This is a genomic window from uncultured Salinicola sp., assembly GCF_937921195.1.
Taxonomy (GTDB): domain Bacteria; phylum Pseudomonadota; class Gammaproteobacteria; order Pseudomonadales; family Halomonadaceae; genus Salinicola.
Window position 1 is genome coordinate 50,420 of the sequence record NZ_CALFQK010000109.1, and the last position, 21,416, is coordinate 71,835.

The following is a 21,416-nucleotide window of genomic DNA, read 5'->3' on the forward strand; positions in this document are numbered from 1 at the left end:
TCTGAACCTCGATGACGTGACCGTGTAGGGTTGAACGCATCATTGTCGACGTCGTGAGGTTCGCGGTGGCCACGCAATTCCTGCGCCGTTTTTTCGCGCCGAGATCACTGGTGGTGATTGGCGCCTCCCCCAAGCCGGAATCGATGGGGGGAATCGTCCTGCAAAATCTGCTGCAGGCCGGCTTTGCAGGGCCGGTCTGGGCGGTCAACCCACGGGGATACCAGGAGGTTCATGGCGTGACTTGCTTCCGGCGTATCGCCGATCTCCCCGAGATTCCCGATCTCGCCGTCGTCTGCTCGCCGCTGAGCGGGGTTCCGACGGTGTTGGAGCGGCTGGGGCGCAGGCAGGTCAGGGCAGCGCTGATCGTATCGGGGGGAGCATCGCTGGACGCCGATTCCAGCGACGGCAGAGCGTTGCGCGCGCGACTGCAACGGGCGACATTGCGCTCCGGCATGCGGGTGCTCGGGCCGGAGTGCCTGGGCATCGCCGTTCCCTCCATGAAGCTCAACGCCACCTATGCCAGCCAGCCGATAGGCGATGGCAGCGTCGCCTACCTCGGCCAGTCCGGCATGCTGGGGAACGCGATGATCGACTGGGCCGCCGGTCGCGAGATAGGCTTTTCCCATCTTGTCACACTGGGTGACAGCCTCGACGTGCAGCTGCCCGACCTCATCGACTATCTGAACCAGTCCGGCCGCTGCCGCGCGCTGCTGCTGCATCTGGAAGCCTTCACCAATGCACGTCATTTCATGACGGCGCTACGGGAGTCGTCGCGCAATCGCCTGGTACTGGCGATCAAGAGCGGGCGTACCCCCGAGGCGACCCTCAGTCCGGTACCGCCGACTGCCGGTGTCGATCGTCGAGATAGCATCGTCGATGCCGCACTGGCCCGGGCCGGGGTCGTGCGGGTCGGTGATTCCGACGAGCTGTTCGATGCCCTGGAGACGCTGTCGCGGCTCAAGCCACCGAAAGGCGACCGTCTGGCGATCGTGTCGAACGGCGTGGGCCCCGCGCTGCTGGCGATCGACAGGTTGATCGATGGCGGAGGCCGGCTGGCAGAGCTCGGCGAGGGCACCGCCGAGGCGTTGATGGCGCGCCGGCTGGATGTCAGCAGACCGGGACGCAACCCGGTCGATCTGGGTGGAAGCGCGACCCCGGACGACTATCTGAGCGCGCTGGAGATCGTGACCCGCGACCCCAACGTCGACGCGGTTCTGGTCCTCCACGCCCCGACGCGGCTGGCGCCGTCGCTGGCAACGGCCAACGCCCTGATCGACGCGCGCCAGCGCTTACGCCACCGCCTGCTGGTGAGCTGGATGGGCTTGAAGGAGGCGCTCGAGGCTCGCGCGGCCTGCAATCGCGCCGGCATTCCCAGCTACGTGTCCCCGGAAAAGGCGGTCAGGGCCTTTCTCCACCTGGTGCGCTATCGCCAGGTACAGCATCTACTGCAGGAGACGCCTCCCTCGCTGCCATTCGACTCCAGTGCCGACAGCCGGCAGCGCTGTCACGCGCTCATCGACGACGCCCTGGCCCGTCGGCGAGACCGGCTGACCCACCAGGAGACCGGCGACGTACTGGCCGCCTACGGCATCGAGTGCGCCCCCAGCGAGTACGTGTTCGACCTGGAGCAGGCGGAGCGTGCCACCGAGCGACTGCAAGGCCCCTGGGCGGTCAAGATCGTCCATCGCGACAACTGCGAGCCGTTTCGCTACTGGGGCGAGTCCCGGCGGCAGGCGATCTCGCTGGTTCAGGATCTGGAGCAGCCGGGCAGCGTGGTGGACGCCGTCGTGCGGCTGGAGGCCCGGGTCGGCGAAGCGCTACCGGACAGCCCCATCTACAGCTACTGCCTCCAGACCATGCAGCGCGGCAAGGGGTCGCTGCAGCTGTGTGCCGGTATCACGCGGGATGCCGAATTCGGCCCGGTCATCGTGTTCGGCATGGGGGGCTACAAGGTTGACGTCATGGCCGACCGCCAGACGGCGCTGCCGCCGCTCAACATGCGCCTGGCGGAAGAGCTGCTGGACCGCACGCGGGCGGGCCGACTGATCCGGGAGCACAGCGAGGACCCGGACAGCGCCGTCGGCTGGGTCGCCCGCCTGCTGGTCAAGCTCTCCCAGATGGCCTCGGATCTGCCGCGCCTCAAGGGGCTTGAGATCAATCCGCTACTGCTCAATCACGAAGGGATGATGGCGGTCGACTTCGCGCTCGATCTGGGGCCGGCGTCGACCCAGGCGATCATGCCCTATCCGGAGCAGTTGCGGGAGACCGTGACACTGAACGGCATGGAGATCGAAATTCGGCCGATTCGTGGCGAGGATGCGCCGTTGATCACCCACTTCCATACCTTCCTCTCCGAGCGGAGCATCCGGTACCGCTACTTCCATCACAAGGCCGTCCTGTCACCCCGGGAACTGTCACAACTGAGCCAGATCAACTACGACCGCCAGATGGCGTTCATTGCGGTGCGTCGTGTCGAGCAGGCTCCCAGCCAGCAGGGCGGGGGAGTCGGCACGGCTGCGCGACAGGAGGAGATGCTCGGCGTGGTGAGGGTATGGAACGACTCTGACAACATCCGCACCGAGTTCTCGATCATCGTTCGCGATGATCTCCATGGCATCGGCCTGGGACGCCGATTGATGCAGAAGATGATCGACTACAGCCGGCAGGTGGGGACGCTGGTCATGATCGGGACGATCCTCAGCGACAACCTGCCGATGCGGCGGCTGTTGACCGCGCTCGGGTTCACGCTGCGGACCAACGTCGAGGAGGGCGCGGTGGAAGCCACGCTGAAGCTGAACGAACCGCAGAGCGACTGGCAGCGCCATCGCCTCGACGCGGCTCTGGATTGATCGGGAAGGAGGAACCGGAGCAGGCTTTGAACGCTCATTCAATTATAAGATATTGTCGTTTGAAGGGTTATTGATAAAACCGTATGATACGAAACCTAACAACACTAACAGATACCGTTCGACACGCATCGTGACGACCGCGTGAAGGGCATTTTCTGCTTTGCCAACCTTAGGCCTGACATGACCGACACACAGCAAACCAAGATTCAAGTGCGGAACTTGAGCAAGGTGTTCGGCGACGACGCCAAGAAAGCACTCAAGCTACGCGACGAGGGCCTCAACCGCGCCCAGATCCTCGAAAAGACCGGGCAGACCCTCGGGCTCTCCAATATCAACTTCGATGTCCGGGAAGGCGAGCTCCTCGTCATCATGGGGCTCTCCGGCTCGGGCAAGTCGACGCTGATCCGCTGCCTCAATCGTCTGATCGAGCCCACCGAGGGTGACATCATCATCGGCGGCGAGAATATTCCCCAGCTCAGCGACAAGGCGCTGCTCCACTGCCGTCGTCGACACTTCTCGATGGTGTTCCAGAACTTCGCGCTGTTTCCGCACCGCACGGTGCAGATGAACGCCGAATATGGACTCGAGATCCGCGGCATCGACAAGGCCGAGCGGGCGGAAAAGGCCAAGAGCTCGCTCAAGCAGGTCGGGCTGGAGGGGTGGGAGCATGCCTATCCCAACCAGCTTTCCGGTGGCATGCAGCAGCGGGTCGGGCTTGCGCGCGCGCTGGCCAACGACTCCAGCGTGCTGCTGATGGACGAGGCGTTCTCCGCACTCGATCCGCTGATCCGGCGTGACATGCAGCAGGAGTTGATCGAACTGCAGCACCGGATGAAGAAGACCACGATCTTCATCACCCACGATCTCGATGAAGCGCTCAACATCGGCGACCGCATCATCCTGCTCCGCGATGGCGAGATCGTGCAGATCGGGACGCCGGAGGAGGTTCTGACGCAGCCCGCGGACGATTACGTCGCGCGCTTCACCGAGGGGGTGGACCGTTCCCGGGTCGTCACGGCGCGCCGGGTAATGCGTCCGGTGCGCGCCACCGCCCGTCACGACGACGGCCCGCGGACCGTACTGCGCAAGATGAGCGAAAATGCGCTGGACTCCATCTACGTCGTCGACCGCGAGCGCAGGCTGCTGGGCATCGTCGAAGCCGATGGCGTCGACGAGGCGGCGAAGGCCGGCAAGGATTCGATACACGAGCTGCTGATCACGGACTTTCCCAGAATCGGGCCGGACGAACCGCTGGCGACGCTCTACCCCATGTTCCATGGCAAGAGCTATCCGGTGGCGGTCATCGATGACCAGCAGCGTCTGCTGGGTGTGGTCGTGAAGGGCGCCGTACTCGAACAACTGGCCCAGACGGGAGAACAATAATGGACTTCGACATTCCAAGGATTCCGCTGGGCGACTGGATCGAAAGCGGACTCGATTTTCTGACCACCGAGTTTTCCGGTGTCACCCGGGCGATATCGCGAGGGACGCAAAGCGGCATCAATTTGCTCAACGATGGGTTGATGTGGTTGCCTGAGTGGGCGCTGATCGCCCTGGTCGTGCTGCTGTGCTGGAAAGTCAGCGGCCGACGCCTGGCCCTTGGGGGCCTGATCGGCCTGGCGCTGATCTGGAATCTGGGCCTGTGGAATCCGATGATCCAGACCCTGACGCTGGTGGTCATCGCCACACTGGTCGCGATCGTGATCGCGTTGCCGCTGGGCATCCTGGCAGCGGTATCCGACCGCTTCTACCGGGTGATCATGCCGATACTCGATTTCATGCAGACGATGCCGGCGTTCGTCTACCTGATCCCGGCGATCCCGTTCTTCGGCATCGGTTCGGTTTCCGGCATCTTCGCCACCGTGATCTTCTCGATGCCGCCTGCCATCCGGTTCACCACGCTGGGTATTCGGCAGGTACCGAAGGACCTGATCGAGGCAGCGGACGCCTACGGCTCGACGCGCAGCCAGAAACTGATCAAGGTCCAGTTGCCGCTGTCGTTGCCGACGCTGATGGGCGGGATCAACCAGACCATCATGCTGGCGCTGTCGATGGTCGTCATCGCCGCGATGATCGGCGCCAACGGTCTTGGCAGCGAGGTCTGGCGGGCCATTCAGCGTCTGCGGCCCGGCGAGGGGTTCGAAGCCGGCATCGCGGTGGTCATCATGGCGATGCTGCTCGACCGGCTGACGCAGTCCCTCAGCGGGGGCAAGAAGACGAAGTGAGCAGGGTAGAGCCTGATGTCGTCGAGCCACTCGTCGACAGCAGGACTCGCGGTACATAAACCACAAGAAGGGGAAAGTCGATGACACGCAATGCAATGTCACAAGCCGTTCGCTATGGCGCCTTGATGATGGCCGCCGGCCTCAGCATGAGCGCCGGTGTCGCCCAGGCGCAGGACAGCAAAGGCACTGTCAAGCTGGCCTACGTCGAGTGGGCATCCACGGTAGCGTCTACCAATGTCGTTCGTGCCGTGCTCGAGGAGCAGGGCTACGACGTCGAAATGGACTCGCTGGGCGCCGCCGTGATGTGGCAGGCGGTGGGTACCGGTGACGCCGACGCGATTCTGTGTGCCTGGTTGCCCACCACCCACGGCGATTACTACAAGCAGGTCAAGGACGATGTCGAGGACCTGGGAGTCAACCTGGAAGGCACCAAGCTGGGTCTGGTCGTTCCCGAGTACACCTACGAGAAGGTCTCCTCGATCGCCGATCTCAACGACAACGCCGATCTGTTCGACGACAAGATCGTGGGGATCGACCCGGGCGCCGGCCTGATGGCGCAGACCGAGAATGCCATCGACGAGTACGGCCTCGACAACCTGCAGCTGCAGTCGAGCAGCGGGCCCGCCATGACTTCCGCACTGGCCAGCGCCATCCAGAACAAGGAAGACATCGTGGTGACGGGGTGGACGCCGCACTGGATGTTCGCGCGCTGGGACCTCAAGTATCTCGACGATCCGAAGAAAGCCTACGGTGATGCCGAGCACATCGATACGGTCGTGCACAAAGGGTTGAAGGAGAGACTGCCTGGAGCCTACGCCATTCTGGATAATTTCCACTGGACGCCGGAGCAGATGGGCGAGGTCATGCTCATGAACCAGGAAGAGGGTTCGGATCCGTACGAGAATGCCAAGAAGTGGGTCGAGGAGAACCCCGATGTGGTCGCCGAATGGACTGACGGCACTGCCGAATAACGCCGTTCACCCTCGTTCATGACGAAGCGCCCGGTCATTTGATCGGGCGCTTTGCGTCGAGAAGCGCGAAAGTCCGCGCCAGAGGATCAGCCGATCGGGCGGCTCAAGGCGCCAGCCGGGTGCGATGCCACTCCTGGGCGTGTTCGTCCCGGCGGGTGTAGCGCACGCGGTCGTGCAATCGGCTGCGCTGGCCTTGCCAGAACTCCACCGCGAGAGGCACCAGAAGATAACCGCCCCAGTGCGGCGGTCGTTCGACTTCCTGATCCGAATAGACCTGTTCGAAACGCGACAGCCGTTCCTGCATCCAGTCGCGATTGGGAATCTCGACGCTCTGCTGGGAGACCCAAGCCGCCAGTTGGCTCTTGCGCGGCCGGCTGGCGAAGTAGTCGTCGGACTGGCGGGAGTCCACCTTGGCGACACTCCCTTCGATGCGAATCTGGCGCTGCAGCGTCGGCCACCAGAACACCACGGCGGCGTTGGGAACGTGGGCGAGTTCGTTGCCTTTCTGGCTCTGATAGTTGGTATAGAAACGAAAGCCCGCCTGATCGAATCCCTTCAGCAGCACGATACGGGCGTGGGGGTGGCCCGCACTGTCGACCGTCGCCAGCGTCATGGCGTTGGCATCCAGCCCTTCGGTCTCGATCGCCTTCTCCAGCCAGCCCTCGAACAGGGGAAGCGGGGCGTCGGGCGTGTTCTCCGGCGCCAGGGCGTCACCTTCGTAGTCCCGTCGCATACCGGCGAGATCGCTCATCAGTTGTTCTCCATGCGAATGCGATGAATGGTAGCCATTGTAGCGCGCTCGGACGGTGTGATGGCCATCCATCTCTCAGTCATTAGCCTAGGGCCGGTGGACGTTTCAGCGGCGGCCGCGCCGAACGCCGACAGCTCCTGGTGCGGGACCGGGTCAACCCGCGTAGGCGTGAAGCGCCAGCACGACACCGCAGCAGCCCCAGCCGAGAACGGCATAGGGGAGATTCCAGCGCAGCATGTCGCGGACGGCAATCCGGTAGCGCACGCAGATCGCCAGGTTGCTGCCGGAGAGCGGGCTGCTGCCGGTTCCCAGTGCCCAGCACATGAGAAACAGCATGCCGAGCAGGGTCGGATCGGGATGGAGCGGCGCGATCAATGGTGCCAGCGTGGCGATACCGATCAATGGATGAATGCCGGTGAAGGAGACGACCACGATGGCACCAAGGGCGAACCACGCTTGCCAATGGCCGAAGTGATCGATTGGCAGGTCGAGCCCGTCCGGCAGGCTTGCCAGCAGTGCCGCCAGTCCCGTCGAGATGACGCCGGCCCCGAGAAACAGGGCGAACTGAGGCGCCAGGCTCTGCAGGCCCTGGGTGAACTGGTGGTGCATGCGTTCGCGCCGATTGTCGCGGGGCATGAGCAGAAAAGAGAAAAGGGGCGCGACGATGGCGATGATCAGCGGGATCGAGAGACCGGGCCAGAGCAGATGCAGCCCGATCACCACGATCGCCAGCGTGCACGGCATCAGCAATGCACTTTTTTCGATGGGGTAACCGATGAATGGCGCGTTCAGCCGCCGGACGTCGAGCCAGTTGAGCAACAGCAGCGCCGCCGCCGCCAACAGACCCCAGGGCAGCAGGCTGAGATAGTCGAGTCCTGGAGCATAGGTCAAGGCTACACCCATCGCGACGAAGAACGGCGACCAGGCAGCGGCGGCGGTGAATCCCCGGCCGACGATGAGCGCCTGCGACCGCGTCAGTTTTCCCTCGCGCTGCATGCGTTCGCCGAACAGGAACACCACGGAGAGATTGATGGCGGCGCCGAACAGATGCGCCCCCAGCATGGTGCCGAGCATGCTTCCCGGCTGCTGGTGATCGCTGCTGACTCTGGGTGTGGCCATGGTCAGGAAGCTGACCCCGGCAAACATCATCAGCAGGGACTGGTTGATGGTCAGCGCGTTCAGCAGGGGGTAGGGTGTGCCGCGCACCAGCGCTGCCGCCCACAGCAACGACCCGGCCACGAACAGCGTCCCCGCCTGACGCCGGGAGGCCCGGGGCAGGGTACGGAACAGCCGCAACGTGGCCAGCCAGGCCAGTATCGCGGCCGGCCAGATCGGCCAGCCAAACAGGTTGCAGGCCACGCTGAGCGTCAGCATGGCCAGAATCAGGACGCTCGACGGCCTCATGCAGACGGTGAGTCGAGCCGACCGCGCAGGCGAACGTAACGATAGGCCGTGAAGGCCAGGGCGCCAGCTGCCAGGATCTCGGCGCCGACCAGCACCGAACCGCCGCCCTTGGTCACGATCATGATGCCCTGGACGACGTAGAGCACGCCCAGCGCCGTCAACCAGATGTGGCCCCGTCGGCGCTGCATCAGCAGTGTCGGCAGGAACAGCACCAGCGGCAGGATCCTCACCAGTAGCGCGGCGAACTGCGCGTGCTGCTGGACGTAGTGCCAGATGCCGCTGATCACCAGCAGCGCCAGCAGCGCCGAGTAGGCGATCCACACGCCGCGCCGGGCGGTGTCGAGGGCGCCGGCATCACGCTGTCGGGAAGGGCGTTCGTTCATGGGCGCGCGTTCCGCATCGAGGCGAGTGCCAGGGCCAGCTCGGCAAGTCGTCGTCCCTGGGCGACCGCCAGCCTGCGCTCGTCGGCGTCGACTTCGCGATCGGCATTGGGGCCGGCCAGATGGCTGGTACCGTAGGGTGTCCCGCCGCTCTGGGTACTCAACAGCGTCGTTTCGCTGTAGGGCACGCCAGCGTAGACCATGCCGTGGTGCAGCAACGGAATCAACATGGTCAGCAGGGTACTCTCCTGGCCACCGTGCAGGCTGGCCGTTGACGTGAACGCGGTGGCCGGCCGGTCGACGAGTGCCCCGTTCATCCAGAGCCCGCTGGTGGTGTCGAGGAAATACTTGAGCGGCGCGGCCATGTTGCCGAATCGGGTCGGACTGCCCAGCGCCAGGCCCGAACACTGGCGCAGGTCCGCCTCCTCGACGTAGATCGCCCCCTGGTCGGGAATCTCGGGGGCGGTGGCCTCGCAGACCGGCGAGACCGCTGGCACGGTACGCAGTCGCGCCTCGATGCCGGAGACGCTCTCGACGCCGCTGGCCAGCTGTTCAGCCAGGGTTCTCGTTGCGCCCTGGCGCGAGTAGTAGAGCACCAGCACGTAGGGCAGTGTCGGGCCGCTGGAGGCCGTGTGATCGGTCATGACTTCTCCTCGAAGGGACGGACCTCGAAGGGCGGCTTGCACTCAAGGCGTTGATTAGATCAGTTGCAGGACAGCCTGCGGCGGGCGCCCGATGACCGCATATTCGCCGTCATCCGCGATCGGTCTCTGCATCAGACGGGGATGCTCGACGATGGCGTCGATGATCTGTGCCTGAGTCGGGTCATCGATACCTCGTGCCCGCCACTCCGATTCGTCACGCCGCAGCATCTGATCGGCGTCGTCGCCCAGCCGCCTGGCGAGGCCTTCCAGCTGTGCACGGGTCAGCGGGTCATCGAGATAGCGGCGTTCGATGAACTCGATGCCTCGAGAGGCCAGAAGTGCCAGGGCTTCGCGTGATTTGGAGCAGCGCGGGTTGTGGTAGAGCGTGAGCGTTGACATCGGTACGGCAGAACCTTCTATGGCGGTGCGACGCATTTCGCGAGTGCCGCGCGGGGTATTGACGGCCGTCGATCGACGCGGGGCAGCGCAACGGTGTGGAGTCGGCATTGTAGCGGCTGATGGACCTGGGCCTCAATTGCCGCCGGCAACGACACGCCCGCTCGGCTACTCCGGCAGACGCTTGTAGACCCAGGCCGTCGTGCCGTCCGCCAGCTTGACGCTCTCCCGCGTGTAGCGAACGCCCAGCCGCTCGTAGCGATCCAGCGCCCTGAGCGCGGCCGGGGTGACGGTCAGCACCTCGCCGCGTACCTCGCCATCCGGCTGCGGGCGTATGTCCAGGTCCTGTTTCCGATATCCCTTCAGCGTCGCCTCGCGTGTCTCGACCGGCGTGCCCATGATGATCCAGCGCAACCCGTCGTGGCGGAGTGTCCCGTAGACGAACACGTCCTGCTCGGCAATTCGCTCATCGATGATGGCGGTCTCGGTAGGGTGGTAGCCGTAGGGGCTCATGAAGGTGTACCAGAAGCCGCCGGCGGCGAGGAGCGCCGCGACAATCAGCAGAATCGACAGCCACTTGGCGAATCGTCGCATAATTGACAACCCTGCTCTGCGTGATGGAATTCGAGGAACATGGCTGTCAGCTTACCTTAAGACGCGGGTGTCGCACGCAGGCACGGTTGCGAAGACGTCATTGAGGAGGATCCTGAACCGCGTGCTAGCATTCGAAGTCGAAGCGTCAACGATGTCAGCGACGGAGGAGCGCCATCATGAGTCACGCTGCCAACGACTTCCAGGCATTCCGCGAGGCCTTGGGTACCGATGTACAGCCACTCAGCAAGGGGCGGGACAAGGCCGCGGTCACCCGGCCCCAGACGCCACCCTCCGATGCCCAGCTCGCGCGTCGCGAGAGTGCCCAGCAGGCCCGCGACGACGAACGGGACTTCCTGTCCGACCGGTTCGTCGACCTGGTCGGTGCGCACGATCCGATCGAGTTTCGTCGCGACGGCATCCAGATCGGCGTGCTCGAGCGGTTGCGACATGGCGGCTATCCCGCCGAGGCGCGACTGCACATCATGCGCATGCCGGTCATCGAATGTCGCCGCGCCGTGTTCGGCTTTCTCCGCGATGCCTACGAACACGATCTGCGCACTGTTCTCGTCGTCCACGGTCGCTCCCGCGAGGACGACGGCCACCCCAACATCGTGCGCTCCTATCTCGGCCACTGGCTCCGGCAGTTCGAACAGGTTCAGGCCTTCAGCTCCGCGCCGGCGCAACAAGGGGGGATCGGGGCGACTTTCGTGATGTTGCGCAAATCGGAGCGAGCCAGATCGCGCAATCGGGAACGTCAGCAGAAGCGCCGGGGCTGACGCCAACGCGGGCCCCGGCTGTCGCCGGGGTCGCTGGCTCGATTCCCGGAGAGGGTCAGCGCTCCCGAAGGCGACGGGCGAACAGCGGCTCGTTCAGATCCACGGCGGGTTGATAGCTGACGCTGAAGGCGGTGAGTGCTTTCAGGGCCGACTCGAGTTCCTGATCCTCACGCAGCGCCAGGGCGTCGAAGCCGCAGCGCGTCATGTAGTAGAGCTGATCGATCAGCACGTCGCCGATGGCACGCACTTCTCCGGCATAACCGAAGCGTTCCCGCAGCAATCGCGCCAGCGTATAGCCGCGCCCATCGGTGAACGCGGGGAAGTCGATCGCCACCAACGCGGCTTTCTCCAGCGCCGCCGCCAGTTCCGGCGTCAACTCGGTGTCGCTCGGCAGCCAGGGCGCCAGATCGTCTTGATCCGTATGCCGTTGCCACAGGGCGAGCGGCACGATGGCGGGACGGCTCTCCGGCAGGTTTTCCGCATCGCGGGAGAGCACCCAGGTATCGGTGACCGGTTTGCCGAGCTTGATCAGCGCACTCGTGGCGGCGACGGTCTCCGGCGCCTCTTGAAGTTCCTGTTCAGGCTGCATAGACCCGCTCCTTGAAAGCCTGGTGACCGACACGGCGATAGGTATCGAGGAAACGCTCTTCGTCCAGGCGCTTCTCGACGTAGACCTGCAGAACCTTGTCGATGACGTCCGGGACATCCTCGCGATAGAAGGAGGGGCCCAGAATCTTGCCCAACGACACGTCGTCGTCGGCATTGCCGCCCAGCGAGATCTGATAATACTCCTCGCCTTTCTTGTCGACGCCGAGGATGCCGATATTGCCGACATGGTGATGACCGCAGGCGTTCATGCAGCCGGAAATGTTGAGATCGATCGGACCCAGGTCATACAGGAAATCGAGGTCCTCGAAGCGCTCCTGAATCGCCTGGGCGATGGGGATCGAGACGGCGTTGGCCAGCGAACAGAAATCACCGCCCGGGCAGCAGATGATGTCGTTGAGCGTGCCCACGGTGGGGTTGGCCATGCCCAGGGCGTCGAGCTGCTGCCACAGCGCCTCGATCTCGTCGACGGGCACGTCGGACAGCACCAGGTTCTGCTCGTGGGTGACCCGCAGCTCACCGAAGCCGAAGGTCTCCGCCAGATCCGCCACCGCATCCATCTGATCCGCGGTGATATCGCCCGGAGCCGCCTCGCGACGTTTCAACGACAGCGTGACCGCCTTGTAGCCCGGTACCTTGTGATCCATGACGTTGTTGGTCACGAAGCGGGCGAAGGCTCGGTTGTTCTGCCGCAGCTGTTCATAGGCAGCGATCGCCGACTCGGCGACCGGACGACGCGCCGGCTCGGGGAAGTGCGTCCTGGCTTCGTCCACCGCCCCCTCGTTCAAGGTCTGCGGGCCATCCTTGAGATGGGCCCACTCTGCCTCGACGCGACGGGCGAACTCTTCGACGCCCAGCGCCTTGACCAGAATCTTGATCCGCGCCTTGAACTTGTTGTCGCGACGGCCGAACTGGTTGTAGACGCGGACGATGGCTTCGAGATAGGTCAGCAGGTGCTGCCAGGGCAGATCCGCACGTACCACCTCGCCGATCATCGGCGTACGCCCCATGCCGCCTCCAGCGAGCACGCGGAAGCGCAGCTCGCCGGCGTCGTTCAAAAACAGTCGCAGGCCGATGTCATGGACGTGAATCGCGGCGCGATCCTCGGTGGCACCGGTGACCGCGATCTTGAACTTGCGCGGCAGATAGGCGAATTCCGGATGCAGGGTGGACCACTGGCGAATCAGCTCGCACCAAGGGCGCGGATCGACCACTTCATCCTTGGCGATGCCCGCGAACTGATCGCTGGTGGTGTTGCGAATGCAGTTGCCGCTGGTCTGGATGGCGTGCATCTGGACCTTGGCCAGGTCCGCCAGGATATCGGGCACGTCCTCCTGCGCCGGCCAGTTGAGCTGCAGATTCTGGCGGGTGGTGAAGTGGCCGTAGCCGCGGTCGTAGCGCCGGGTGATGGCCGCCAGCGCGCGCAGCTGGTGGCTACTCAACATGCCGTAGGGAATGGCGATACGCAGCATCGGCGCATGGCGCTGGATATAGAGGCCATTCTGGAGTCTGACCGGACGGAACTCCTCTTCGCCGAGCTTGCCGGCGAGATAGCGATCCATCTGGTCGCGGAACTGCGCAACGCGCTCGTCGACGAGCGTCTGGTCATAAGAGTCGTAGCGATACATCGGGCCTGATCCTGCTAGTCATGGATTGCCAATGGGAGCACCTTACCGCGCTCGCTTTATTCTACAAAAGAATAAATACTCATAATTTCTTGCTTTATCGTTATTACAGCAGCGCTGTCATGAGGCCAGCGCCGAGTCTGGACCCCGTTCGCCGCCCTCGGCTGTCGAGTCGTCCGGATCATAGGAGAGCACGGGCGACAGCCAGCGCTCCAGCTCCGCCAGCGGCATCGCCTTGCGCCGGGCCAGCGCCTCGACCTGATCCCGGCCGATCTTGCCGGTAGAGAAATATTTCGCTGCCGGGTGGGCGAAATACCAGCCGGAGACCGCCGCCGCCGGCCACATGGCAAAGCTGTCGGTCAGCGAGATGCCGGTGCGGGCGGTGGCCTCCAGCAAGCGGAACAGCGTGGCTTTCTCGGTGTGATCGGGGCAGGCCGGATAACCGGGAGCGGGGCGGATGCCCTGGTATTTTTCGGCGATCAGGGCGTCGTTGTCCAGCGTCTCCTCCGGCACGTAACCCCAGAACTCCTTGCGCACGCGCTCGTGGAGGCGCTCGGCAAAGGCCTCCGCCAGACGATCGGACAGCGCCTGGACCAGGATCGCGTTGTAGTCGTCGCCGGCGGCCTCGTAGCGCTTGGCCAACTCGTCGGCACCATGGCCGGAGGTCACCGCGAACCCGCCGATCCAGTCGAGCTTGTCGCTGGGCGCTCCGTTCTCTCGATAACGCGGCGCGATGAAGTCGGCCAGGCTATGGCAGATGCCGTCGCGGCCCTTGGTGCTCTGCTGGCGAACATGGTGGAGCCGCTCGATCACCGTTTCGCGACTCTCGTCGGCGTAGACCTCGATCACATCGTCGTCGACGCTATTGGCGGGCCACAGACCGATCACGCCGCGCGCCTGGATATGGCGCTCGTCGATCAGCTTGCGCAGCATCACCTGGGCATCGCGAAACAGACTGCGCGCCGCTTCGCCGACCACCTCGTCCTCGAGGATACGGGGATACTTGCCCGACAGCTGCCAGGTCATGAAGAAGGGGGTCCAGTCGATGAAATCGACCAGCTCGTCGAGATCGTAGTCGTCGAACACGGTGATTCCCGGCTGGATCGGCCTGACCGGTTCGAAGTGGTTCCAGTCCACCTTGAAGCGCCGCTCCCGAGCCGAGGCGTAGGGTAGGTCGGAAGCCTTGGGGCGGCGCTTGGCGTTGCGCTCGCGGACCTGGTCGTACTCCTGGCGGATCTCGGCGAAGTAGGTGGGTTTCTGGGTCGGCGAGAGCAGTCGGCTGGCGACGCCGACGGCGCGGGAGGCATCGCTGACGTAGATCACCGGCTCGTCGTACTGGGGCGCGATCTTCACCGCCGTGTGCGCCTTCGAGGTGGTGGCGCCACCGATCAGCAGGGGTAGGGTGAAACCCTGGCGCTTCATCTCCTTGGCGACGTGGACCATCTCGTCCAGCGACGGCGTGATCAGGCCGGAGAGACCGATGATGTCGGCATTCTCGTCTCGCGCGGTCTTGAGAATCTTCTCCGTGGGAACCATCACGCCGAGGTCGATCACCTCGTAGTTGTTGCACTGCAGCACCACGCCGACGATGTTCTTGCCGATATCGTGGACGTCTCCCTTGACCGTGGCCATCACGATCTTGCCCTTGGACTGCGCCTCGCCGGATTTCTCCGCCTCGATGTAGGGGATCAGGTAGGCGACGGCCTGCTTCATCACCCGGGCCGACTTGACCACCTGGGGCAGGAACATCTTGCCGGCCCCGAAGAGATCCCCGACCACGTTCATGCCGTCCATCAGCGGGCCCTCGATCACTTCGATGGGACGCTCGGCGGCCGCCCGGGCCTCCTCCGTATCGGCTTCGATATAGGCGGTGATGCCCTTGACCAGGGCGTGCTCGATCCGCTTGTCGACGTCCCACCCTCGCCATTCGAGATCTTCCTTCTTCGCCGCGCCGCTGCCATCCCCGCGGTGCTGCTCGGCGATCTCGAGCAGGCGTTCGGTGCCGTCGTCGCGGCGATTGAGCACCACGTCCTCGACCGCCTCGCGCAGCTCGCTCGGCAGGTCGTCGTAGACCGCCAACTGGCCGGCATTGACGATGCCCATGGTCAGGCCGGCCTTGATCGCATGAAAGAGGAACACCGAGTGGATCGCCTCGCGCACCGGATTGTTGCCGCGGAACGAGAACGAGACGTTGGAGACGCCGCCCGAAATCATCGCGTGGGGCAGGTTCTGGTGAATCCACCGGGTGGCCTCGATGAAGTCGACGGCGTAGTTGTTGTGCTCCTCGATCCCGGTGGCGATGGCGAAGATATTGGGATCGAAGATGATGTCCTCGGCGGGGAAGCCGATCTCATCGACCAGCAAGCAGTAGGCGCGCTGGCAGATTTCGGTCTTGCGGGCGAAGGTATCGGCCTGACCCTGTTCGTCGAATGCCATCACCACGATGGCGGCACCGTGGCGCCGACACTCGTTGGCCTGGTGGCGGAACGACGCTTCGCCCTCCTTCAGCGAGATCGAGTTGACGATCGCCTTGCCCTGAATGCATTTGAGGCCGGCTTCGATGATCTCCCACTTGGAGGAGTCGACCATGATCGGCACGCGCGCGATATCGGGTTCGCCAGCGATCAGGTTGAGGAAGCGCACCATCGCCTCCTCGGACTCCAGCATGCCCTCGTCCATGTTGATGTCGATCACCTGGGCTCCGTTCTCGACCTGCTCCAGGGCGACCTCCAGCGCGGTGGTGTAATCCTCTTCCTGGATCAGGCGCTTGAAACGGGCCGAGCCGGTGACGTTGGTGCGCTCGCCGACGTTGACGAACAGCGCGCCGGCTTCGATGTTGAACGGCTCGAGGCCAGAGAGGCGGCAGGCGGCGGGGCGCTCGGGAACGGGGCGGGGCGCGATGCCGTCGACGGCGCGCCTGACCGCGGCGATATGCTCCGGCGTCGTGCCGCAACAGCCGCCGATGACGTTGATCAACCCGCTCTCGGCGAACTCGCGGACGATGGCCGCCATCTCGTCGGCGGTCTGGTCGTATTCGCCGAATTCGTTGGGCAACCCCGCGTTGGGATGGGCGGAGACGAAGGTGTCGGCCTTGTTCGCAAGCTCCTCGAGATAGGGCCGAAGCTCCTCGGCGCCGAGCGCGCAGTTCAAGCCGACGGAGAGCGGCCGGGCGTGACGGACCGCGTTCCAGAACGCCTCGGTCGTCTGGCCGGAGAGGGTACGGCCGGAGGCGTCGGTGATGGTACCGGAGATCATCACCGGTAGCCGTTCGCCGCGGCTCTCGAACAGCGCCTCGAGAGCGTAGATGGCGGCCTTGGCATTGAGGGTGTCGAAGATCGTCTCGATCAGGATGATATCGGCGCCGCCATCGATCAGCGCGGTGGCGGCTTCGGTGTAGTTGTCCCGCAGTTGATCGAAGGTGACGTTGCGCCTGGCCGGGTCGTTGACGTCCGGCGACAGCGAGGCGGTACGCGAGGTCGGCCCCAGCACGCCAGCGACATGGCGTGGAATGCCGGTCTCCTCGGCGACGGCGTCGCAGACCTCCCTGGCCAGCCTGGCCGCTTCGCGATTGAGCTCGACGGTCAGCGACTCCATGCCGTAATCGGACTGGGACAGCCGGGTGCTGTTGAAGGTGTTGGTCTCGACGATATCGGCGCCCGCCTCCAGGTAGGCGCGGTGGATCGACTCGACGATATCCGGCCGCGTCAACGTCAGCAGATCGTTGTTGCCCTTGAGTTCGCTGGGCCAGTCGGCGAAACGCTGACCGCGAAAGTCCGCCTCTTCCAGGCCATGATCCTGCAGCATCGTCCCCATGCCGCCGTCGAGGATCACGATACGCTCGCTCAGCGTCTGTTTCAGCGTGGCGAGCGAGGCGGAGGCGGTAATGGCAGTCATGGCGGTGACTCTCCAACAGCAGGTGGACAGGTCGCGTCCCTCGCGAGACGCCAAGGGGCCGCATGGTATCAGAAAGCCACGGGTGGCGGGACTTGGGCGACAAGCCTGACTAAATCACTCGGGATTGTCTTGGCGCGCGCTTTTTCCTACCATGACGGTACATCTCAAGCAGAGTTCCCAGTCTCATGAGCCAACCGATTCAGATCACCGAAAGCGGCCAGGAGTACCTGGCCGAGTTGCTGGCCAAGCAGAACGTCGACGACATCGCCGTGCGCGTCTTCATCACCCAGCCCGGCACCCCCTATGCCGAGACCTGTCTTGCCTACTGCCGCCCGGGCGAGGAGGAGCCCAGCGACGAGCGGGTGGAGCTGGAGAAGTTCAGCGTCTATCTCGACAAGAACAGCGTGCCGTTTCTGGAAGAGGCCGTCGTCGATTTCAACGCGGACCGCATGGGTGGCCAGCTCACCATCAAGGCGCCCAACGCCAAGATGCCGAAGGTCAACGCCGACAGCCCGCTCGAGGATCGCGTCAACTACATCCTCTACAGCGAGATCAACCCTGGGCTCGCGTCCCATGGCGGTGAAATCCGCTTGATCCAGCTGACCGAGGAGCAGATCGCGGTGCTGCAGTTCGGTGGCGGTTGCCAGGGGTGCGCGGCAGTCGACCTCACCCTCAAGGATGGCGTCGAGAAGACGCTGATGGAGCGAATTCCGGAGTTGGCCGGCATCCGCGACGTCACCGACCATACCGATACCACCAACGCCTACTACTGAGACTCGCCGTGGCTCGCAGGCCAGCACGCTTGCCACCACCGTCTCCCGCGAAGAGCGCTCGTCACGGGCGCTCTTCGCGTTTTGGCGAGCGCCCCGGAGGTAGGTCGGCCCGGCCGCGAGTTTCAGCTTCTTTCGCTGCAGCCGATAATCCGGATGACAGCAACCTGCCTGTATCGGCCGGATTGCGCAGCGAAGAGGAGAGGAAGCGCCCATGTCGACGAAGCGGTTTCAGTTCGGTTGCCTGGCCCTGGTCTCGCTGCTCTGGTCCGTCCCGGTATGGGCCGGTTCGCCCATCGTCATCGGGACGGGGGGCGCGTCCGGGGTCTATCTCCCGACCGGAACGGCCATCTGCCAGCTCTACCAGCAGGCGACCGGGGCCACCTGCCGGGCGCTGCCGACCGGTGGGTCGTTCTATAACGCCAACAGCGTTCGCAACGGCGATCTCGCTTTCGGCATCGTCCAGTCGGATGTTCAGTACGCGGCCTTCGAAGGCACCGCCCAGTTCTACGACAACGGTCCCAGCCCCGATCTGAGAACTCTGTTCTCGCTGCACGCCGAAGCGTTCACCGTCGTGGCCAAGCCGGCCGATATCCGCGAGTTCGACGACCTCCTGGGCAAGCGTGTCAACGTCGGCAATCCGGGTTCAGGCCACCGCGCCACGCTGAACGCCTTGCTGGCCGTCAAAGGCAAGACGGAAGGCGCCTTCGCCCTGGCCAGCGAGCTGAAACCGGAAGATATGACTCGGGTCATGTGCAGCGGCAAGCTGGACGCATTTTTCTACGTCGTCGGCCATCCGTCGCAGGCCATCGAGGAAGCGACCCGACGGTGCGGTGCCCATCTGGTCGATGTGTCCGGCCCCGACGTCGCCCATCTGATCGAGGCCGCGCCATATTACAGCGTCACCGTGATTCCTGGCGGCACTTATGCCAATACGCCCGATGACACGACGACCTTTGGCGTCAGGGCGACCCTGATGACGCGAGCGGACGTCGACGACGACGATGTCTATCGGCTGGTCAAGGCCGTGTTCGAGAATCTGGAGGCGCTGCGTCGGTCACATCCGTCGCTGGCGACGCTGACGGCAGCCAAGATGGCCAGAGAAGGGATGACCGCGCCCCTGCATCCCGGAGCGCGGCGTTACTACGAAGAGGTGGGGCTGCTGCCGATCGAGGAGTGATCGGCGAGCCCGAAATCAGCTGGCCGTAGGGGGCAGGGCGGCGCGGGACAGTCTGTCGTGCAGCTCGCGATTGGCCGCACGCAGATTCTTGAGCTCGCTCTCCAGGCGCTGGCGCTCCTGTTGCATGGATTTGACGCGGTCGTCGCTGACGCGCTTTTCACTCTCGGCCTGTTCCATGTGCACCTTGTCGGCGCGCAGGGACTCCTGAAGCTGGCCGTACTGACGGCGTTGTTCGGAGAGATCCTGCTGCAGCCGCTCGCATCGCTGATCCAACGACGCGAGGCGCTGTTCATACTGCTTCTCCTGCTTCAGGCGCTCCTGGCGCGCGTCCTCCAGCAGGCTCATCAGCCGTGACTCCGCGGACTCGTGGCGCTTCTCTTCCTGGGCGAGCTTGGCCTGGTTGGCTTGGTGCTGCTTGGCCATCGCGTCGCGATGCTGCTGTTCCGCCTGCTCCAGGCTGGCCTGATGGCGCTGGCAGGTCTGCTCGAGTTGCACGATGCGTTTCTGCTGCTGGCTCTGGGCGGATTGCAGCGATTGCAGCTCGGCCTGGAGATGCGCGGCTTCGGTGGTCTTGCTCTCGAAACGCTCCTGAACGCGCAGCATGTGCTCGTTGAGCGCCTGCAGCCGCTGTTCGGCATCCTCGCACTGGCGTCTTGCCTGGTGGCTGGCTTCGTCCGCCTCGCGAATCTGCTCGTCGGCTTCCTGACGGTAGACCGCTAGCTTCTCGTACGCGGCCTGCTGGGCCTTGTCCCAGATATCGGCAACCCAGGCATCGAGCCCCTCGGGGCGTTCTAGATTGCGGGGAATGGCCTGTACCGAGTCGCCACTCTGGCGTAGTCGCCATTCGCGGAGATGATCGCTGATGGTGGTATAGCTGCCGGTACCGAGAAATTCACGGACCTTCTGAACGCTGACCGCCTCCCCACGCTGCTGGAGTGTATCGATAGCGCGGCAGACGTCGTCATAGCGGATTCCGTTACGTGCCATGTCTGGTTCCCTTGCGTTGCGAGTGATGCCGGAGCTTCTGATGGCTCCTGGGACCTAGCATAGGCGATTTACGTAAGGTGTATACGTAAAAATCTCTATGTAATGAAAGAAGTCAGACTATGGGGATCGGATCGTACAACCTCTATAATGCAAACATTCGACTAGGAGACGCTAATGAGTATTGGGCAGGCCCAGGCCGAGCTGCTGGATGAGTTCTCGATCTTCGATAACTGGATGGATCGCTACCAGTACATCATCGATATGGGGCGCCAGCTTCCGGAATATCCCGAACAGGACAAGGTGGCGAAATACAAGATCGAAGGCTGCCAGTCCAACGTCTGGTTGCGCGCCACGGAAGAAGCGGGGCGGTTGCGCTTTCGCGCGACGTCGGATGCCGCCATCGTCAGCGGGCTGATCGCGATCCTGATGCGGATCTACGACGATCGTGAACCCGATGAAATTCTGAACGGGGAGCCCAGGTTCCTGGCGGAACTCGGGCTCGACAAGCACCTGTCGCCGACGCGCAGCAACGGGCTGCATGCGATGATCGAAAGCATCTACGCCATCGCTCGCGAGGCCCGGGACAGCCGAGCGGTGCATTGATCGCGCCGCCCGGCGCCTACTCCTGGTGGTCTGCCCGGCGACACGGACACTTCCGGTGGTGGGGGTCGGGTACCGGGTCGACGCCGCCTGGATGAAAAGGGTGACATTTCAGGATGCGACGGATGGCCAACCCAATGCCACGCCAGGGCCCGTGCAACCGAATGGCCTCCAGCGCGTAATTCGAGCAGGTCGGCCAGAACCGGCAGCGTGGTCCGATCAGCGGGCTGATACCGTAGCGGTAGAGTTGAATCAGACCGGTAAACAGCCAGGTGGCTATCTTGGCGATCACGGCGGATATCAGCGCTTGTGGCCGTAGAGCGTGTCCGGTGAAATCAGGGGCTCACTGTCGACTTCACCGAATCCCGGGGTCAGGCGCAGGTAGAAACAGTGACGTCGACCGGTATGACAGGCGGGCCCCGACTGGTCCACCTTGAGCAGCAAGGTGTCGCCATCGCAGTCGAGACGCGCCTCGACCAGATGCTGCTGCTGGCCCGATGTCTCACCCTTGCGCCAGAACGCCTGCCGGGAGCGGGACCAGTAGCAGACACGCCCGGTGGCCAGCGTTTCCTCCAGCGCCGCGCGGTTCATCCACGCCATCATCAGCACCTCGCCGCTATCGTGTTGCTGCGCGATGGCGGGAATCAGTCCATCGACGTTCCATCTGGCCGCCGTGAGCAGATCGCCGATGGCTACCCGAGCGCCGGATGATGAACGCTCGAGATCGTGAAAGAAATCGGACATGAGAGTTCCGTCGAGCTGGA

Annotated in this window: 20 protein-coding genes; 8 read left to right on the forward strand and 12 right to left on the reverse strand. The window is 64.0% G+C overall.

Going from position 1 to position 21,416, the window contains the following annotated elements:
• Positions 1-65 precede the first annotated feature (65 nt).
• The 4 genes from Q0602_RS12470 (at position 66) to Q0602_RS12485 (ending at position 6,045) form a co-directional block, all read left to right on the forward strand.
• Complete coding sequence (locus Q0602_RS12470; RefSeq protein ID WP_298843694.1) at positions 66-2,849, forward strand: bifunctional acetate--CoA ligase family protein/GNAT family N-acetyltransferase; 2,784 nt, start codon at positions 66-68, stop codon at positions 2,847-2,849.
• Positions 2,850-3,029: 180 nt separating this feature from the next.
• Positions 3,030-4,232: a glycine betaine/L-proline ABC transporter ATP-binding protein gene (locus Q0602_RS12475; RefSeq protein ID WP_298843697.1), complete on the forward strand. Its 1,203-nt coding sequence runs from the start codon at positions 3,030-3,032 to the stop codon at positions 4,230-4,232.
• A complete protein-coding gene (locus tag Q0602_RS12480; protein WP_295037285.1) occupies positions 4,232-5,074 on the forward strand; it encodes a proline/glycine betaine ABC transporter permease in 843 nt (280 codons plus the stop codon). The genes Q0602_RS12475 and Q0602_RS12480 overlap by 1 nt, the downstream gene beginning before the upstream one ends.
• An 80-nt stretch (positions 5,075-5,154) precedes the next feature.
• Entirely contained in the window at positions 5,155-6,045 is an 891-nt protein-coding gene (locus Q0602_RS12485; protein WP_295037284.1) for a glycine betaine ABC transporter substrate-binding protein, read from the forward strand.
• 103 nt (positions 6,046-6,148) lie between these two features.
• Here the strand turns inward: Q0602_RS12485 and pdxH are convergent, their stop codons facing one another.
• The 6 genes from pdxH to Q0602_RS12515 all read right to left on the reverse strand — a co-directional run bounded on the left by pdxH (position 6,149) and on the right by Q0602_RS12515 (position 10,214).
• Positions 6,149-6,799, reverse strand: a complete 651-nt coding sequence (gene pdxH, locus Q0602_RS12490) for a pyridoxamine 5'-phosphate oxidase (RefSeq protein WP_295037308.1) — start codon at positions 6,797-6,799, stop codon at positions 6,149-6,151.
• Positions 6,800-6,949: 150 nt separating this feature from the next.
• Positions 6,950-8,200, reverse strand: coding sequence for a hypothetical protein (locus Q0602_RS12495; protein ID WP_298843700.1), 1,251 nt, complete (start codon positions 8,198-8,200; stop codon positions 6,950-6,952).
• Complete coding sequence (locus Q0602_RS12500; protein WP_298843703.1) at positions 8,197-8,583, reverse strand: DUF2069 domain-containing protein; 387 nt, start codon at positions 8,581-8,583, stop codon at positions 8,197-8,199. The genes Q0602_RS12495 and Q0602_RS12500 overlap by 4 nt, the downstream gene beginning before the upstream one ends.
• On the reverse strand, positions 8,580-9,224 hold the full coding sequence (gene wrbA, locus Q0602_RS12505; protein WP_295037278.1) for an NAD(P)H:quinone oxidoreductase: 645 nt from the start codon (positions 9,222-9,224) through the stop codon (positions 8,580-8,582). The genes Q0602_RS12500 and wrbA overlap by 4 nt, the downstream gene beginning before the upstream one ends.
• 54 nt (positions 9,225-9,278) lie before the next feature.
• A complete protein-coding gene (gene arsC, locus Q0602_RS12510) occupies positions 9,279-9,623 on the reverse strand; it encodes an arsenate reductase (glutaredoxin) (protein ID WP_295037275.1) in 345 nt (114 codons plus the stop codon).
• A gap of 165 nt (positions 9,624-9,788) precedes the next feature.
• Positions 9,789-10,214 carry a gamma-glutamylcyclotransferase family protein gene (locus Q0602_RS12515; protein WP_298843707.1) on the reverse strand — a complete coding sequence of 142 codons (426 nt, stop codon included), beginning with the start codon at positions 10,212-10,214 and terminating at the stop codon, positions 9,789-9,791.
• 176 nt (positions 10,215-10,390) lie between these two features.
• Between Q0602_RS12515 and smrA the strand changes: the two genes are divergently transcribed.
• A complete protein-coding gene (smrA, locus tag Q0602_RS12520; protein WP_298843710.1) occupies positions 10,391-10,990 on the forward strand; it encodes a DNA endonuclease SmrA in 600 nt (199 codons plus the stop codon).
• Positions 10,991-11,045: 55 nt separating this feature from the next.
• Here the strand turns inward: smrA and Q0602_RS12525 are convergent, their stop codons facing one another.
• The 3 genes from Q0602_RS12525 to metH form a co-directional block, all read right to left on the reverse strand.
• Complete coding sequence (locus Q0602_RS12525) at positions 11,046-11,579, reverse strand: DUF934 domain-containing protein (RefSeq protein WP_298843714.1); 534 nt, start codon at positions 11,577-11,579, stop codon at positions 11,046-11,048.
• Entirely contained in the window at positions 11,569-13,224 is a 1,656-nt protein-coding gene (locus Q0602_RS12530) for a nitrite/sulfite reductase (protein ID WP_298843717.1), read from the reverse strand. The genes Q0602_RS12525 and Q0602_RS12530 overlap by 11 nt, the downstream gene beginning before the upstream one ends.
• 117 nt (positions 13,225-13,341) lie before the next feature.
• On the reverse strand, positions 13,342-17,115 hold the full coding sequence (gene metH, locus Q0602_RS12535) for a methionine synthase (RefSeq protein WP_298843721.1): 3,774 nt from the start codon (positions 17,113-17,115) through the stop codon (positions 13,342-13,344).
• A 185-nt stretch (positions 17,116-17,300) separates the two neighbouring features.
• Between metH and nfuA the strand changes: the two genes are divergently transcribed.
• Both nfuA and Q0602_RS12545 read left to right on the forward strand, forming a co-directional pair.
• The gene (nfuA, locus tag Q0602_RS12540) at positions 17,301-17,888 is read left to right on the forward strand and encodes a Fe-S biogenesis protein NfuA (RefSeq protein ID WP_149434843.1); all 588 of its coding nucleotides are present in this window, start codon (positions 17,301-17,303) and stop codon (positions 17,886-17,888) included.
• A gap of 211 nt (positions 17,889-18,099) precedes the next feature.
• Complete coding sequence (locus Q0602_RS12545) at positions 18,100-19,065, forward strand: TAXI family TRAP transporter solute-binding subunit (protein WP_298843726.1); 966 nt, start codon at positions 18,100-18,102, stop codon at positions 19,063-19,065.
• A gap of 15 nt (positions 19,066-19,080) precedes the next feature.
• On the opposite strand, the gene Q0602_RS12550 is transcribed toward Q0602_RS12545, so the two are convergent.
• The gene (locus Q0602_RS12550; RefSeq protein ID WP_298843729.1) at positions 19,081-20,052 is read right to left on the reverse strand and encodes a DNA-binding protein; all 972 of its coding nucleotides are present in this window, start codon (positions 20,050-20,052) and stop codon (positions 19,081-19,083) included.
• A 174-nt stretch (positions 20,053-20,226) separates the two neighbouring features.
• Here Q0602_RS12550 and Q0602_RS12555 point away from each other — a divergent pair, with 174 nt between their 5' ends.
• Positions 20,227-20,655 (forward strand): SufE family protein, encoded by a 429-nt coding sequence (locus Q0602_RS12555; RefSeq protein WP_298843732.1) that lies wholly within the window; start codon positions 20,227-20,229, stop codon positions 20,653-20,655.
• Between the two features lie 16 nt (positions 20,656-20,671).
• Here the strand turns inward: Q0602_RS12555 and yidD are convergent, their stop codons facing one another.
• Together yidD and hisI are read right to left on the reverse strand one after the other, a co-directional pair.
• Complete coding sequence (gene yidD, locus Q0602_RS12560; RefSeq protein ID WP_298843773.1) at positions 20,672-20,932, reverse strand: membrane protein insertion efficiency factor YidD; 261 nt, start codon at positions 20,930-20,932, stop codon at positions 20,672-20,674.
• A 20-nt stretch (positions 20,933-20,952) separates the two neighbouring features.
• Positions 20,953-21,396: a phosphoribosyl-AMP cyclohydrolase gene (hisI, locus tag Q0602_RS12565; RefSeq protein ID WP_298843735.1), complete on the reverse strand. Its 444-nt coding sequence runs from the start codon at positions 21,394-21,396 to the stop codon at positions 20,953-20,955.
• Between the last annotated feature and the right edge of the window lie 20 nt (positions 21,397-21,416).

Excerpts from the sequence above, each read along its gene's own strand:
- Q0602_RS12515 (WP_298843707.1), bottom strand. The coding sequence starts at position 10,214 with ATGCGACGATTCGCCAAGTGGCTGTCGATTCTGCTGATTGTCGCGGCG.
- Q0602_RS12530 (WP_298843717.1), bottom strand. The coding sequence starts at position 13,224 with ATGTATCGCTACGACTCTTATGACCAGACGCTCGTCGACGAGCGCGTT.
- Q0602_RS12485 (WP_295037284.1), top strand. The coding sequence starts at position 5,155 with ATGACACGCAATGCAATGTCACAAGCCGTTCGCTATGGCGCCTTGATG.
- Q0602_RS12555 (WP_298843732.1), top strand. The coding sequence starts at position 20,227 with ATGAGTATTGGGCAGGCCCAGGCCGAGCTGCTGGATGAGTTCTCGATC.
- smrA (WP_298843710.1), top strand. The coding sequence starts at position 10,391 with ATGAGTCACGCTGCCAACGACTTCCAGGCATTCCGCGAGGCCTTGGGT.
- Q0602_RS12550 (WP_298843729.1), bottom strand. The coding sequence starts at position 20,052 with ATGGCACGTAACGGAATCCGCTATGACGACGTCTGCCGCGCTATCGAT.
- wrbA (WP_295037278.1), bottom strand. The coding sequence starts at position 9,224 with ATGACCGATCACACGGCCTCCAGCGGCCCGACACTGCCCTACGTGCTG.
- nfuA (WP_149434843.1), top strand. The coding sequence starts at position 17,301 with ATGAGCCAACCGATTCAGATCACCGAAAGCGGCCAGGAGTACCTGGCC.
- Q0602_RS12525 (WP_298843714.1), bottom strand. The coding sequence starts at position 11,579 with ATGCAGCCTGAACAGGAACTTCAAGAGGCGCCGGAGACCGTCGCCGCC.
- metH (WP_298843721.1), bottom strand. The coding sequence starts at position 17,115 with ATGACTGCCATTACCGCCTCCGCCTCGCTCGCCACGCTGAAACAGACG.
- Q0602_RS12495 (WP_298843700.1), bottom strand. The coding sequence starts at position 8,200 with ATGAGGCCGTCGAGCGTCCTGATTCTGGCCATGCTGACGCTCAGCGTG.
- Q0602_RS12480 (WP_295037285.1), top strand. The coding sequence starts at position 4,232 with ATGGACTTCGACATTCCAAGGATTCCGCTGGGCGACTGGATCGAAAGC.
- Q0602_RS12475 (WP_298843697.1), top strand. The coding sequence starts at position 3,030 with ATGACCGACACACAGCAAACCAAGATTCAAGTGCGGAACTTGAGCAAG.
- Q0602_RS12545 (WP_298843726.1), top strand. The coding sequence starts at position 18,100 with ATGTCGACGAAGCGGTTTCAGTTCGGTTGCCTGGCCCTGGTCTCGCTG.
- Q0602_RS12500 (WP_298843703.1), bottom strand. The coding sequence starts at position 8,583 with ATGAACGAACGCCCTTCCCGACAGCGTGATGCCGGCGCCCTCGACACC.
- arsC (WP_295037275.1), bottom strand. The coding sequence starts at position 9,623 with ATGTCAACGCTCACGCTCTACCACAACCCGCGCTGCTCCAAATCACGC.
- hisI (WP_298843735.1), bottom strand. The coding sequence starts at position 21,396 with ATGTCCGATTTCTTTCACGATCTCGAGCGTTCATCATCCGGCGCTCGG.